Origin of the sequence: Streptomyces sp. NPDC057877 (genome assembly GCF_042796855.1) — a bacterium.
Classification (GTDB): Bacteria; Actinomycetota; Actinomycetes; order Streptomycetales; family Streptomycetaceae; genus Streptomyces.
This window is the reverse complement of record NZ_JBHVMS010000010.1, coordinates 224,467-239,820: the sequence shown is the minus strand read 5'-3', so window position 1 is coordinate 239,820 and position 15,354 is coordinate 224,467. Positions and strand designations below refer to the sequence as shown.

Annotated in this window: 9 protein-coding genes and 1 pseudogene; 7 read left to right on the top strand and 3 right to left on the bottom strand. The window is 75.2% G+C overall.

The window, feature by feature from the left end:
• Positions 1-135: 135 nt before the first annotated feature.
• The 7 genes from ACFVQG_RS29860 (at position 136) to ACFVQG_RS29830 (ending at position 13,966) form a co-directional block, all read left to right on the top strand.
• Positions 136-786, top strand: coding sequence for a TetR/AcrR family transcriptional regulator (locus ACFVQG_RS29860; RefSeq protein WP_383389260.1), 651 nt, complete (start codon positions 136-138; stop codon positions 784-786).
• A gap of 19 nt (positions 787-805) precedes the next feature.
• On the top strand, positions 806-1,288 hold the full coding sequence (locus tag ACFVQG_RS29855) for a nucleoside 2-deoxyribosyltransferase domain-containing protein (RefSeq protein ID WP_383389258.1): 483 nt from the start codon (positions 806-808) through the stop codon (positions 1,286-1,288).
• Positions 1,289-1,466: 178 nt separating this feature from the next.
• The gene (locus ACFVQG_RS29850) at positions 1,467-2,321 is read left to right on the top strand and encodes a DUF4132 domain-containing protein (RefSeq protein WP_383389256.1); all 855 of its coding nucleotides are present in this window, start codon (positions 1,467-1,469) and stop codon (positions 2,319-2,321) included.
• Complete coding sequence (locus tag ACFVQG_RS29845; protein WP_383389254.1) at positions 2,318-7,414, top strand: hypothetical protein; 5,097 nt, start codon at positions 2,318-2,320, stop codon at positions 7,412-7,414. Before ACFVQG_RS29850 ends, ACFVQG_RS29845 begins: the two co-directional genes overlap by 4 nt.
• Positions 7,415-7,452: 38 nt before the next feature.
• Positions 7,453-8,619 (top strand): AAA family ATPase, encoded by a 1,167-nt coding sequence (locus tag ACFVQG_RS29840; RefSeq protein ID WP_383389436.1) that lies wholly within the window; start codon positions 7,453-7,455, stop codon positions 8,617-8,619.
• Between the two features lie 5 nt (positions 8,620-8,624).
• Positions 8,625-12,251, top strand: a complete 3,627-nt coding sequence (locus tag ACFVQG_RS29835) for a DUF5682 family protein (RefSeq protein WP_383389252.1) — start codon at positions 8,625-8,627, stop codon at positions 12,249-12,251.
• Positions 12,248-13,966 (top strand): hypothetical protein, encoded by a 1,719-nt coding sequence (locus ACFVQG_RS29830; RefSeq protein ID WP_383389250.1) that lies wholly within the window; start codon positions 12,248-12,250, stop codon positions 13,964-13,966. Before ACFVQG_RS29835 ends, ACFVQG_RS29830 begins: the two co-directional genes overlap by 4 nt.
• Positions 13,967-14,032: 66 nt before the next feature.
• Here the strand turns inward: ACFVQG_RS29830 and ACFVQG_RS29825 are convergent.
• From ACFVQG_RS29825 to ACFVQG_RS29815, 3 genes and pseudogenes are all read right to left on the bottom strand, one after another.
• Positions 14,033-14,179 (bottom strand): annotated as a pseudogene (locus ACFVQG_RS29825) (ATP-binding protein); the annotation flags it as partial.
• 297 nt (positions 14,180-14,476) lie between these two features.
• Positions 14,477-14,740, bottom strand: a complete 264-nt coding sequence (locus ACFVQG_RS29820) for a hypothetical protein (RefSeq protein ID WP_383389248.1) — start codon at positions 14,738-14,740, stop codon at positions 14,477-14,479.
• Between the two features lie 63 nt (positions 14,741-14,803).
• Complete coding sequence (locus ACFVQG_RS29815; RefSeq protein ID WP_383389246.1) at positions 14,804-15,352, bottom strand: MarR family winged helix-turn-helix transcriptional regulator; 549 nt, start codon at positions 15,350-15,352, stop codon at positions 14,804-14,806.
• Positions 15,353-15,354: the final 2 nt, after the last annotated feature.

Genomic DNA, 15,354 nt, shown 5'->3' with positions numbered 1-15,354 from the left:
CCGGGCTCGAAGGGTGGTGCACTCGGGGCGATGGAAGCACACTTACTAAGTACTTAGTAAGTGGTCTGCACCAACTTTCGGCGGTCGTTGGAGAGATCGTCAACAGGGGTGATGGCAGCGCGTAAGCTGTCGCGGGTGAGTGACCAGTCAGCAGGCCGACCCGCCCGCAACGGACCTCGCGCCCCGCGCAGTGCCGAGGCACGGCGGCGACAGCAGGACATCCTGCACATCGCCATGGACACCTTCGCCGCCCGCGGCTACAACAACGCGTCCCTGGCGGAGATCGCGGACCGGGTGGGCCTCACCCAGGCCGGTGTCCTGCACTACTTCCGCTCCAAGTCGTTGCTGCTCACCAGCGTTCTGGAACTCCGCGACGAGACGGACATCGAACAACTCGGCACCGAACGCCCACGGGGCCTGGAGTTCCTACGGCACCTCGTCGACACGGCCCGCCGCAACACCGAACGCGAGGGCATCGTCAGGCTCTACGCCGTACTGTCGGCCGAGTCCGTCACCGACGCCCACCCCGCCCAGACCTACTTCCGCGACCGCTACGCCGGACTGCGCGCCTTCGTCACCGACGCCGTGCTCGAGGCCTGCGAACTCGACGACGCGGACCGGGAGATGGCCCAGCACGTCGCGAACGCCATCATCGCCGTCATGGACGGACTCCAGGTCCACTGGCTGCTCGCCCCCGACGCCGTCGACATGGTCGTCTCGACGGACCTGGTCATCACCTCACTCCTCGCCCACCTCGCACCGGGACACTTCGCCGCGCCCGCCTGAGGCGCTGGACACTCCGGCCATGGAGCAGCCGAGATACGTCGAAGCCCCGGGCGAGTTCGAGAGCACCGGAACCACCCTGTTCCTCGCGGGCGGCATCACGGGGTGCCCCGACTGGCAACGGGACGCGGTCCGCCAACTCGACGAACTCGGCTGCGAGGCAACGGTCCTCAACCCGCGCCGTGCCTCCTTCCCGCAGGACGACCCCCGAGCCCATGACGAACAGGTCGGCTGGGAGTACGCCGCGCTGCGACGCGCCGACGTGATCCTCTTCTGGTTCCGCCCGGAGACGGCCCAGCCGATCGTCCTGTACGAACTCGGCTTCCACGCCGCCCGCGACGGCGCGGCGCTCGTGGTCGGCGCGCACCCCCACTACGAACGCCGCCGTGACGTCCTCGCCCAACTCGCCCGCGCCCGGCCGGATATCACCGTCCACGACTCGCTCTCGGCGACGGTCGGCGCGGCGGTGGAGGCGGTCGCCCGGATACGGAGGGCAACGCGGTGACGGTGTGGTCGGCCGTCACGCGTCCTCGGCCGGAGGCGTCGGACGTGCCTGTCACGTCCACCGGAGCCAGGCACAGAGGGGCGCACCCGGACACCCTGAATCGTCCCTCCCGACCCCGTTGTCAGCGGTCTGCTCTACAGTTCCCGTCACTTGATCACTGCGGGTGCGGGAGGCACGCATGGGGTGGGTGTCGGCCGGTGACTACGAAGTCGCCCTCGACGACGGCAAGGTGGTGTGCCGCAACGCGGCCGGGCGGCGGCTGAAGTCCGTACCGGCCAAGATCGCCGATGATCCGGCGGTGGTGGGGCTGCGGCAGCTCGCGGAGTGGCTGGAGCGGCACGAACGGCAGTGCCTGGCCGACGTGGAGCGGTGGATGGTGCGCTCGCTGCCGGTGCCGTTCACCGTGCTGGCGAGGGTGTGGCCGGACCCGGCCTGGCAGGGCGCCCTGCGCGACCTGGTGGTGACGGGGGCGGACGGCACGGTGGCCGGGTTCCTGCGGGACGCCGACCTTGAGCGCGGCCTGGGCCTGGTCGACCTCGACGGCGACACCGTCCGCCTCACCCCGCAACTGGTCCGTCTGCCGCACCCCGTCCTCCTGGACGATCTGGAGGAGCTGCGGGAGTTCGCCGTCGAACTCGGCGTCGAGCAGCGCGCCCAGCAGCTTTTCCGCGAGGTGTGGCGGCGGCCCGCCGCGCTCGACGCCGAGGCCGCCTCCGTCGAGGACTACGCGGGCGGCGTCTTCAAGCAGCTCAGGTTCCTGCACGGCCGCGCCACCCAGCTCGGCTACCGCGTGCGCGGCGGCCACGCCGTGTGCTCCGTGCTGGAGGACGGCCGTGGCGTCGAGGCCCGGGTATGGGTCGGCGACTACGACGGCTACGAGGAGACGGAGACCGGCCCCCTGGTCTTCACCGACCCGGCGGGCCGGGTCCTCAAACTCCGTCAGGTCGGCCCCGTGGCCTGGTCGGAGGGCATGCGCATGGCAGCCGCACTGTACGCCGGACGCGACATCGAGGACGAGGAGCGTGCGGCATGACGACCCACGACGCCCCCACATACGACGCCGTCGCCTACGACGCCACCACCGTCGCCGCGCTCCTGGAGGCCGGTGCCGTACTGCCCCCAGGCACCACGGACCGCGAAGACGCCGACCTCCTCACCGTCCGCAGCTACACACACCCCGCGCTGGACGGGCGGAAGGTCGTACGGCTGGTGCCAGGCCTGCTCGGCGAGGCCGAGGACCTCGCCCTGGACTTCCTCGGGCTGCTCCGCGAACCCGAGACCCCCGAGGTCGGGCAGGTACGCCGGGAAACCCTCGGCTTCCCCGCCTGGGCACTGGTCAACGACCCGGCCAACGGCCACCACGCGCTGGCCCTGGTCCGGGACGTCGAACGGCTCGCCCGGCAGGCCAAGTCCCGCCCCGGCACCGCCAAGGAGGGCTTCGAAGCGCTCGGCGAACGCCTCGGCCGGGCCGTCCCGCACTTCCTGCCCACCTTCTACGAGCAGGCCGCCCGCATCTTCCTCCAGCACGAGAACACCACCTACGCGGCGGCCTTCTTCGGCAAGGCCCGCGAAGCGGAGCGGGTGCACGCGCTGACCGTGGACGAGGAACGCCAGCGAGCGGTGTTCCTCGAGTTCGCCTTCGCCGGGGCACTGACGGTCAAGGCCCTCAAGGAACATGTGAAGGCCCTCGCGGCACGGCTCGCCCCGGCCGACGCCTGGGCGCAGTTCCGGCAGCTGACCGTGGAACGCTGCGCCGCGGGCATGCCACCGTACGCCTCACTGCCCCAGGACGCCCGCGCCCTGATCAAGGCGGCGGGGCTGGACCGGCCCGCCGAGGAGCGCGCCCTGGTCGCCGACCTGCTCGCCTCTCCCGCGGCCGTACGCGCCCCCGCCTCCTTCTGGAACACCTACCGGGCGACACTCGCCGCCCTGGCCGAGGCGCAGCCCGCCCTGCGGCACCGGATGCTGGAGATCATGCCCGCCGGGCTGGACCGCTCGACGCAGGACGACGAGTTCTGGCTTGCCCTGCTCACGGAAACCGGCACCGACCGACTGCTGACCGGCGAGACCCCAGCGGACGGCAGCGACGCGACAGACGGGACAGCCGGAGTCGACTCCGCCGACTGGCTCAGCCGCTGGGCCCTGCACCGCAAACACGGCTCCACGGCCAGCGGTCGCTCACCGGCCACCCTCACCCTCGTGGAACGCATGGCGCCACGGCTGCGCGCCCTCGGCCGCCCCGTCGATCTGTTCACCGGCCGCTGGCAGCCGAGCGCCGACCTCGACCTGCTCGACCTGTGCGTGGCCCACGGCATCCCCCTGACGCGCCCCGAGACCGACGAGCACGTCTTCCTGCCCCTGAGCCAGTGGCTGACGGACCCCCAGCCCGGCCGCCGCGACCTGACAGCCCTCGCCGCGGACCCGGACCACCGACGCCTGCTGTACCAGTGCGTCGGGAAGTTCAGCGGCCACCGCCCCGACAACGGGCTGCTGGAGAAACTGGCCGGGCACCCCGTCCTCGCCGACGTCCTGCGCGAATGGCTGGACGACGCGACCGAGGAACTGACCACCGCGACCGGCCTGCCCGCCGCCCGCGCGGCCCTGGACCGGCTGCGCCCGTTCCGTGCCATCGCCGCCCGGATCAGCCCGCGGGCCCTCACGCGGGCCGCCGCCCTCGACATCGCACCGCTGCTCGGCCACACCCTGCGCTCCGGCATCCCCGACGAACTGGGCTGGCCCGCCCTCGACGAGGCCCTGCGCCGCCTCGACGCCGAGACCCGCCGCGACCGCGACGACACGCTGACCGCCTACGAAGCCTGGCCCGCGCTGATCCTCTCCCTCGGGCACAAGGCGATCGTCGTCGGCCCGCGGGACATCCTCCTCGAGCACGACCTGCGGCTCCCGGTGGAACTGGACCGCTGGCAGCGCCCGTCGTTCCGCTACACGGACGGCGAACTGCTGGTGATGTGGCGGCAGGAGGGCAAGCACTACGGCTACTGGTCCGCACGCCCGTCCGAGGTGTTCCCGCTCGGCGGCGAACACCTCCCGCACTGGTACAACAACCGTGACATCGGGGACAGCTCGATCCCGCTGCCGGGCGGCGGACGCGCCACCGGCGGACGCGCCCTGCACGCAGGTGACACGGCGGTGCCGCCCCGCCGCCGCGTCCTGGGCGACGGCACCTCGTACTGGCGCCAGGGCCACCAGGGACGCCAGCAGGTATGGCTCGAGTACGACCCGGCGACCGGCACCCACGAGCGTGCCTCGCTGCCCGCGTTCCTGCGCTCCGGCATCCGCGACGGCGCCACCCTGCTCCAGGCGCACTGCGCGGTCCTGCCCCTCCAACCCGGCCTGGAGGGCAGCCCGTTCGGCACGGACGGCACCGTCCTGGGCCGCTGGGTACGCACCGAGGGCGAGGGCGCCGAGGCCCGCGTGACCGTCGGCACACCGGACGGCCGCACCCGCACCCTGCCCACCGCGCACGGCCGGATCCCCGGCGTCCTGCTCGGCACGCTGCGGCTGCCCGGCGGCGCTGAGCCCCTAGCCGTCGCGCAGCACCACCAGATCGTCCTGTACACCGGCGACGACAGCGCCCGCGGCGGGGTGCGGGAGCTGGGCCGGGTGACACCGCTGGCGCGGGGCGGCGAGTTCGCCGCGGGCACGCCCCTGGTGGTGCCGGTGGACTTCTGGCACGCGCTGCGGCCACGCGACGAGGAGGCGTCGGCGCTCCTGCGGGCCCTGAGCGACGAGCAGGCGGACGAACTGCTGCGCGCGGGCGTGGCGGCGCTGGCGGACCGGCAGGCGAAGATCAAGGCGGCGGGCACGGACGGCCAGCCGGACACGGCACAGCACGCGGGCCCCGGACCGCACCACCGAACGGACCCCGCCCTCCCCACCGCCGACGAGGTCCTGCACGACGCCGTCTCCCGCCTCCTGCCCGCCCTCACGGAACCCCACCTGCTCACCGGCGTCACCGCCCTGGTGCGCGCGGTGCTGCGGCTGGCCGAGTCCATCGCCGTGTTCGTGACCCCTCCCGCCGAACCCACGGCCCAACGCCGACGCGCCGAGGGCATGTTCGCCGACTACAGCCCCGAGGACGGCGACGACCAGACGCTGACCGAGGCCACCGCCGGTCTCGCCGCACTGCACGGCTGGTGGAACAGCGGGCGGCAGTGGAGCGCACTGCGTCAGATCCGCGCCGTGAACCACGTCCTGTCCGGCGAGCCCGCCGACGGCAAGCCCCTGCCCGCCTCCGCCCGCGCCGCCGGATCCGCCGACGGCTGGCGCAGCGACGAGTTCACCATCCCCGGCATCGACGCGATCTGGACATCCGTCCTGGACGTGCTGCGCCCGCTCGCCTACCGCGCCGCTTCGGCCACCCTGCCCACGGCACACCGCCAGGCACTGCTGCTGCTGTTCGAGACGATCGCCCAGGGGCCGCTGGCCACACCCGGGGGAGCGCTGCGCGAGATCGTCCTGAGCGAGCCGCACGACCGGCACGAACGCGTCGGCCAGGTCCTGCGCCGCGACGGCCGCACCGTGATCGTCCTCGGCTGCCAGAACATCGACCACCAGCAACAGCGGGTGAACTGGCTGGCGCTGGACCACGACCCGGTTGGCACCTTCGGCGCCATCGCACACTTCACCCTGGAGAAGGAGACCGCACACCCGCCGCTGTTCCCCGCCGACGCGCTGGCGACGGTGACCGGCCTGATCCGGGACAAGGGGCCCGCACCCTGGCAGCCCCAGGCCCCCGACGCCCTGGCCGCCGCGACCCGGCACGCCCTGGGCCCCGTACAGGCGGCCTTGCTGGTCGCCGGGCAGCCCGCGCAGCTGACCGACGAGACGATCGCCGCGACCGGCCTGAAGCCCCGGCAGAAGCAGCTCGGCGACACCTTGCTGGCCTCCCTGCCGGACGCCGACCGGGAGGCGGTCATCGGCGCCCTGCTGCCCGCGACGCCCGGTGACCTCTGGACGGCCGGACCGGACACGGTCGCGGCGGGCCGGATCTGGGCACAGCGCCTCGGCGACGTCGTCCGCCTGCCCGAGGACCTCGCCGGGGAACTCACCCTGACCGGCCTGGCCACCACCTCCGCCGAGGCCGTCCTCAACCCGCACCGCACCCCGTGGATCAGCCGCACCACGGTCCAGCGGCCCGGCAAGAACGGCGACCTCGTCGCGGACGACCCCACGGCACTGCCCCGACGCTACGACCTGGCCCACGCCGTGGCCGCCCTGGCCACTCTCGCCTACTGCCTGCCCTACGGACACCCCCTGCGCGCCGTGCTGCCGGACGCGCTGGCCGCGCTGCGCCGCCGCGTCGCGGACCCGGGACTGCTGCTCGACCTCGACCTCGGCTGGACGGAGAAGGGCTCGTCGACCGCCGTCGAGGTGCGCAAGGCGTACGGGCTGCCCGCCACCGGCGGTGCCGACGCCCACGGCCTGACCCCCGTCGGCGAGGCACTCGTGCTGCGCCCCTGGTACAGCGACCAGGAGACCGTCCTGGTCCGCACCGGCGCCCTCGACAGCCCCGACGACCCGGTGTTCGGCCTTGTCGAGGGACTGGTCGGACCCGAGCGGGGCGGGGCCATGCGGGCGCTGCGCACGCTCCTGGACGACTCCCTCGCCCAGGCCCTGGCCGCCGGAACCGACCCCCACGGGCCCACCGGATACGCCCAGGACCCGGCCCTCAGCGTCCCCGACCTGGTCACCGAGGCCGCCAGGACCCACGGCCTCAGCCAGGACGCGGCGGCCCTCTACCTCCAGCTGCTGGCCCTGCCCGACCCGACGGACCGCAACTGCGCCCGCTGGACGGGCTGGAAGCCCGCCCGTATGAAGAAGGCCCGTGCCGAACTGGCGGCCACCACCCTGGTCGTGGAGGCGAAGCGGGCACGCGCCGGGCGCACCCTCTTCCTGCCCTGCGGCTGGCTCGACCTGAAGTCGCCCGCGGTGCCGGTGGAGATCTGGAAGCAGGGCCTCTACCCGGTCCCGCACCGCCTGCGCGCGGTGCCGCTGATGCCGGTACCCGACCTGTTCACCCGCGCCTGGGACCGCGTCCGCGCCGGTGACGCCCCCGCCTACGAGGAACTCACCACCCGCGCCACCCGCAAGGGCCGCCGCCGATGACCACCACCGCCCACCCGCACCGGGAAGAACCCACACCGATGACCATCCCCGCCCAGGCCCCGGCCCGTCAGATCGTCCCGCCCGAGGAGCGGTACGCGACCGAACTCGCCTTCCTCGCCGCCTACGACGACGGACCGCGCCCGCCCGCCTGGCGGCTCACCCCGCGCGCGGTGGTCACCTTCGTCATGGGCAGCGACGGCACGGCCCTGAAACTGCCCGACCACGCCGAGACCCCCGACGCGGTACCGCGCCGCCTCACCATCGAGGGCAAGTTCGTCGGCGACCGGGCCCTGGTCGAGCGGTGCGTGGTGACCCTCGCCGGGGAGCGCGGTCTGCTCCTGGTCGGCGAGCCCGGGACCGCCAAGTCGATGCTGTCGGAACTGCTGGCCGCCGCCGTGTGCGGCACCAGCGGCCTGGTCGTGCAGGGCACCGCGGGCACCACCGAGGACCAGCTCAAGTACGGCTGGAACTACGCGCTCCTCCTCGCCCAGGGGCCCACCCGGCAGGCGCTCGTACCGTCCCCGGTCCTGACCGCGATGTCCCGCGGCGCCCTCGCCCGTGTCGAGGAGGTCACCCGCTGCCTGCCCGAAGTGCAGGACTCGCTGGTGTCACTGCTGTCCGAGCGGCGCATCGCCGTACCCGAACTGGCCGGTACCGAGGACGCCCTGGCGCACGCGGCGCCCGGCTTCAACCTGATCGCCACCGCCAACCTCCGCGACAAGGGCGTCTCGGAGATGTCCGCGGCCCTCAAGCGCCGCTTCAACTTCGAGACGGTCGGCCCCATCGGGGACCTCGACGCGGAGACCGCGCTGGTCCGCGGCCAGGCACAGGCGTCCGTGGCACGCGCGGGAGCGCTGTTCCAGGTCGACGACGCCGTGCTCGAGGCGCTGGTCACCGCCTTCCGGGACCTGCGCGAGGGCCGCTCGGCGGAGGGCTGGGAGGTGGAGCGGCCGTCGACGGTGATGAGCACCGCGGAGGCCGTCTCCGTCGCCGGGGCGCTCGCGCTGGCAGCGGCGTACTTCCCGGGCGACCGCGATGTCCTCGGGCTGCTGCCCGGTCATCTGCTCGGCGTGGTCCGCAAGGACGACCCCGCCGACGCCGCCCGCCTGCGCGGCTACTGGGACGGCCCCGTCCGCCGCCGCGCCGAACAGGGCTCCGCCACCTGGCGCACCCTGTGGGACCTGCGCACGGTCCTGGAGGGCTGACCGCCGTGTCCCAGACCCGCCAGGCGCCCGCCCCCGGCCCGGGCGTCCCGCCCGACGAGGCGCTCGCCGCCCTCACCGACGCGTCCGCGCCCCACCTCATCGGCGTACGGCACCACGCGCCCTCCCTGGCCGCCGCCATGCCCGCGCTGCTGGAGCAGGCCCGGCCGGACGTCCTGCTCGTCGAACTACCGGCCGAGATGCAGCCGTGGCTGCCCTGGCTGGGCCACGAGGAGACACGGGCCCCGGTGGCGCTGGCCGCCGCCCCGAACGACGGCAGCGGCAGCGGGCTGGCGTTCTACCCGTTCGCCGACTTCTCACCGGAACTGGCCGCCGTACGCTGGGCCACCCGCCACGCGGTGCCGGTCGTCGCCTGCGACCTGCCCCTGGCCGACGGCGCCTGGCGCGCGGGACGGCGGGCCACGGCGGCCCCCACGGACGGCCCCGGCCTGGCCACCGCCCTGCGGGCCCGGCTGACGGGCCGTCGCGGGGACGACCTGTGGGACCGCCTCGTGGAGGCCACCGCCCCCGGCTCCCCACCCCAGGCCCTGCGCCGGGCGGCCCTGCTCACCGGCTGGGCCCTGCGTGAGGACGCGGCCGCCTCGGGCGGCGTACCGGAGCTGGACCTGCGCCGCGAGCACTGGATGCGCGCCCGCCTCACCGAGGCCACCGCGAACGGGCAGCGCGCCGCCGTGGTGGTCGGCGCCTTCCACGCCCCAGCGCTCCTACGACCGGACGCCACCGCGCGGCAGGAGGCCACCATGGCCACCACCGCGCGGCAGGAGGCCACCATGGCCACCACCGCGCGGCAGGAGGGCGCCACGGCCACCACCGCGCGGCAGGAGGCCACCACGGCCACCACCGGCGCCCCCGCCTGGGCGACCTCCCTCATCCCGTACACCTACGCCCTCCTCGACGAACGCTCCGGCTACCCGGCGGGCATCCGCGACCCGGAGTGGCAGGACATGGTCCTGCACGCGGCGGGCGACCCGGCGGCGCTGGAGGACGCCCTCACCCGGGCGGCCGTACGCGTCTGCGCCGCACTGCGCGACCTCGGCCACCCCTCGGGCCCCGCCGACGCACGGGAGATCACCCGGCTCGCCGCGGACCTCGCCCGGCTGCGCGGCCTGCCCGCGGCGGGCCGCGGCGAACTCGCCGAAGCCGTACAGACCGTCCTCGCCCAGGGCGAGCCCTACGGACGGGGCCGGGCCGTGGCCCGGGCGATGGAGCGCGTCCTCGTCGGCACGCGCACCGGACGCCCCGCCCCGCGGGCACCGCGCAGCGGCCTCGGCCCCGCCGTCGAGGCCGAGGTGGCACAGCTCGGCCTGCCCGGCCCCACCGAGGACGACCCCGGCGCGTCGCGGGACCTGCGGCTGGACCCGCTGCGCTCCGACCTCGACCGCCGCCGTGAACTGCTGCTGCGCCGCCTCGAGGTGTGCGCGGTGCCCTACGGGCAGGCCAAGGAGGTCGTCGGCGCGGGCGGCGCGGACGCCCTCACCTCCCGCTGGGAGGTGCGCTGGACACCCGCCACGGCGGCCATGCTGACCGCGGCCGGTGTGCGCGGGGTCACTGCCGCGCAGGCCGCCGAAGGGGTCCTGCGCGAGCGGCGGCGAGCCGAGCGCGACGAGGGCGGGCCGACCGCCGCCCACACCCTCACCGGACTCGAACAGGCCGCGCGGTGCGGCCTGACCGCGCTCGCCGACGAGCGCCTCGACGACGTCGCGGACGTCCTGCCCCAGGCCGGGACCCTGCCGGAACTGCTCGCCGCCCTGGCGTTGCTGGACCGGCTGCGGGCCGGTCACATCCCCGGCCTCGACGCCGACAGCGACCGTACGGCGCGGGCGTCGGCCGCGGCGGAACGGCTCACGGCCGCCGCGGTACGGCAGGTGGACGGCCTGACCGGCTCCGAGGACCCCGCCGACGCCCACGCCCTGCTCGAACTCGCCCACCGCGCGGATGAGGTGGGCGGCATCCGGCTCGCGGACGCCCTGGCCCGCCTCGCCGCCGACGGCTCCCCGTTGATGCGCGGGGCCGCCGGTGCCGTACGGGTCCTGCTCGGACAGCAGGACGCCGGGGTCTTCGGCGACCGGGTGGCCTCCTGGATCGACGGGGCCACCCACCCGGACGCCCGCGCCGCGCTCACCGCCCGCCTCACCGGAGTGCTGACCGCCGCCGGTCCCCTGCTGGAGGCGGCGCCGCCCGCGCTGGAACCCCTGCTCACCCGGGTGTCCGAACTGCCCGACCGGGACTTCCTCGACCGCCTGCCCGCACTGCGCGGCGGCTTCGACACCCTCAGCCCCGCCGCCCGCGACCGCCTCTGCACGGCCGTCGAGGAACGCCTGGACACCGCACGCATCACCGGCACCGACGGGACCGACCCGGCCGCGCTCGCCGCCTGGACCGCGGCCGACCTCACGGCCCGCGAGACCCTGGCGTCCCTGGGGCTGCTGCCCCCACCGGCACATGCCCACCCGGCCACCACCACCGCGCCATCCACCGCCCCTCGGGCAGCGCACGACCAGGACCACCTCCTCGCCCCCGCCGACCGCTGGCGCCTCCTGCTGGGCCGCCGCACCGACCAACTGCCGCCCTCCGCGACCCCGTTGGCGACCGCGCTGGACGAGCTGTACGGCAGCGGACGGGGCGAAGGCAGCCGGGGCGACCTGACCGGCCGGGGCACCGGCGCCGGACGGGAGGCGCCCTACCCCGGGGTGCGGGAGTGGTCCGAGGAACTGGCCGTCCTGTTCGGACCGGGCATCCGCGAGGAAGTCCTCGCGGCGGCAGCGGCATCGGGCCGCAGGGACGTCCTGACCGAACTGGACGCCGACAGCGTGCGCCCCTCGGTGGACCTGCTGCGCACGGTCCTGCGCCACGCGGGCGGCCTGCCCGAGGCCCGGCTGGCCGCCCTGCGCCCCCTCGTACGGCGGCTCGTCGACGCGCTGACCCGGCAACTGGCCACCCGCCTGCGCCCCGCCCTGCACGGCACCACACTGCCGCGCCCCAGCAGACGCCCCGGCGGCGGCCTGGACCTGCCCCGCACCCTGCGGGCCAACCTGGCGACGGCCCGCCGCGCCGCGGACGGCACGGTCCGGGTGATCCCCGAGCGGCCGGTGTTCCGCACCCGGGCGCGCCGGGCGGCCGACTGGCGGCTGATCCTGGTCACGGACGTGTCGGGGTCCATGGAGGCGTCCACCGTCTGGGCCGCGCTGACCGCCTCGGTGCTGGCGGGAGTGCCGACCCTGTCCACCCACTTCCTGGCGTTCTCCACGGAGGTCATCGACCTCACCGGGCACGTGGACGACCCGCTGTCGCTGCTGCTGGAGGTCAGCGTGGGCGGCGGCACCCACATCGCGGCGGGGCTGCGGCACGCGCGGGAACTGGTCACCGTACCGTCGCGCACCCTGGTCGTGGTCGTCAGCGACTTCGAGGAGGGCTATCCGCTCGGCGGCCTGCTCGCCGAGGTCCGCGCGCTGGTCTCGGCCGGGTGCCACGTCCTGGGCTGCGCGAGCCTGGACGACACGGGCCTGCCCCGCTACTCCACGGCGGTCGCCGGTCAACTCGTCGCCGCGGGCATGCCCGTGGCCGCCCTCAGTCCGCTCGAACTCGCCCGCTGGGTAGGGGAGAAGATCGCATGAGCCCGGACCTGCCCCCGGTCGCCCCGTCCGTCACCGCCGAACTCGTCGCGGCGCTCTCACCCCGGCTGCGCAAACGGCTGGACGCGGGCGTGGCCAAGCTCGCGGCCCGTCCGGTCAGCCGCGAGGGCGACACCGTACGGATCGCCGTGGACGACGACACCGACGTGACCCTGCGGGTGTCCGGCACCGCGGTCACCACCGCGGACGCGATCCGCTGCGGCTGCCTGCTGGCCCCCGACTGCCTGCACCGCGCCGCGGCGGCGTCGGCGGCACCGGTCGCCGACGACGCGGCACCCGAGTCCGGCGAGGTGACGGAAGAGGAGAAGGAGACCGGGACACACACGGGGCCCGACCCGGAGACGGTCGCCGCCGCCCGAGCGGTGTACGACGCGGCTGCCGCCGTCCTGGAAGCGGGCACGGACGGCGCGGGCGCCGTGCTCCAGGCGGAACTCCTGCGGGCCGCGCACACCGCCCGCCTCGCGGGCCTGCCCCGGGCCTTTGCCGCCGCCGTCTCCGTGGTCACCGAGGTGCGCTCGGCCCGCTCCGCCGACCCCGGCTACCGCCTCGCCGACCTCGCCCGCACCCTCGCCGACGTCCTGACCGTCGCGCACCGCCTGCCCCGGGCCACCGGCACCGACCTGGCCGGACTGCGCGGCACGGCGCGGCAGCCGTACCGCCCGGACGGCTCGCTGCGGCTGTACGGGCTGTTCTCCGAACCGGTCCTGACGGCGACCGGCTACGCGGGCGCGGTCACCTGGACGGCCGACGCCGAGGGACGCCTGTACACGGTGTCGGACGTGGCACCGGGCGGTGCCGCGCGGGCGACCGGGGCGGCCGACCGGACCGTACGGATCGGCGACACGGCCCTGACCCACCGGGAACTGTCCCGCGCGGGCCTGGCCGTGTCCGGTGCCACCGTCTCGCCCACGGGCCGCCTCGGCGCGGGCGCCGCGGTGCGGGCGGTCCGCGCGTCCGGGGCCGCCTGGCACGCCGCACCGCTGGACCGGCTGTGGGCCGTACCCGCCGCCGAGCAGGTGGCCGGTGCCCTGAACGGCGGGCAGGACCTGCTGTTCCTGGAGGTGACCCTCACGGGCACGGTGCGCGAGACGACGGGCGAGTGCCTGCTGGCCGACTGCGCGGGACTGCCCCTGCGGCTGGCCACCGCCCACCACGACCCCGCGCTGCCCTACCGCGACAACCTCCGCCTGCTCGCCGCCACCCGGGGCCGCCGACTGCGGATCATCGCGCGCCTGGCCCCTGGCCAGCGTCCCCGCGCCCTGCTGCTGGCCATCGAGCACCCCACCGACCCGGCCGCCCGGGTGGACCTGGGCCTGGACCGCCTCCAGCACGCCGACCTGCCCACCGGCACACCCCCACCACCGGCCACGGCCCCCACCGACGACGAGGCCCCCCTGCACCTGCTGCGCCGCCGCGTCCACCAGACGGTGTCCGGGGGCCGCCGCGTCCTCACCCTCACCCGCGGCGGATCCGGCGACGGCGCGCGCCTGCGCCACCTCGGCCTCACCACGGCGGGCGACCTCCTCGACACCCTCCACACCACCGCCCGCGACCGCACCCGCGACCCTTTCGGCCGCCTGCTCCCGACCGACACCCACCACTTCACCCGGGCCTGGCTGGCCGCGGCCGTCTACACGGACGCGGTCGAACGGGAGCTGTGCGCGCACGCCTGGGGAGCCGCTACGACACCGGTGTGATGACTGCTGGTCAGGCGTTCGGCGCGGGCTCCTCTCCCAGGAGGCACCCCGGCGAGCCGGGTGCGCTCACTCCGTGCACCCGGGCAGCCGAACCCGCTGGGCGAGCCCTCCGCCACGGCGGGCAGTGGCGGAGACGCCGCCGCCATGGGCCCGCACGACGGAGCGGACCAGAGCGAGGCCGAGACCATGACCGCGTTCGCTGCCGACGCGGGGCGTGGCGCGGTCAGAAGGGCTCGAAGAGAGGGCCGGTGATGCCGGGGCCGACCCGGGGCCCGGAGTTGGCGACTTCGAGCAGGACGGTCGCGCGCCCGTCGCGGCGCACCGTCACGGCCACGAAGGTCGTGTGGCTACGGCGGTGAGGGCGGCCGTATGAGGAGAAGGCAGCGGCCGTCCACGGCGGCCACGACGCAGAGCATCCTGAGACGACCGAGCCCTTCCCCCCACAGCACGGCGGCCTTCTGCGGCGCGGACGTCCGCCTCAGCACCCGATCAGCGGCTCCTGCGCATCGCTCAGCACCCCTCCGGGACGGCCCGCGGCATCTGCCGGAAGAGGGCCGCGACCTGGGCCGTCAGCCCGGTCGCGTGGGAACCGAGCGCGGCCGACATCTCGTCCATCGGACCGTCGACGGCGGGCACGGCCAGACCGGCTCCGAGCGACCAGACCAGGGTGACCAGCGGAACCGGGTCTCCCGGCGGGGCGGCGCCCTCGCGCTGGACGGCCAGCACGGTGTCGGTGGCCAGCTGGATGCCCTCCCGCGTGAACGCCTCGGTCACGGAGCCCTTGGTGCGTGGGACCGCAGAGCCCGGCGAACCTCCGGCGGTGCGAGGGCCTCGGCTTCAGTGCGCCCCCTGGTCCCGGTAGTCCTCGCCACCGGAGGGGCGCGGTTGTTCCACCCGGGCGAGCCAGGCGGTGAGCAGCGCCTCGAGCGTCTCGGCCTCAGCCGGGGTCAGCAGATCCAGCAGGTGGCGCTCGTTGCGCATGTGGTCGGTGAACGCCCGGTCGATCAGTTCCCGGCCGGGCCCGGTGAGGGCGACGATCCGGCCGCGCTGGTCGTCGTCCGACCGGCGGCGGGTGACGAGTCCGGCCCGCTCCAGGCGGTCGATCCTCTTGGTCATCGCGCCGGTGGTGACCATGGTGTGCACGGCCAGCTCCCCGGGCGCCCGCTCGTAGGGCTCACCGGCGCGCCGCAGCGCGCACAGGACGTCGAACTCGCCCTCGCTGAGGCCGTAGCGGCCGTACACCCGGGTCAGTTCCTCGGTGAGCAGCCCGCCCAGGCGGTGCAGTCGGCCGATCACCCCCTGCGGAGTGACATCGACGTCAGGCCGCTCGCGGCGCCACTCCGCCTGGATACGGGCTACATGATCCAACAGTCGTCGATCTTCCATCG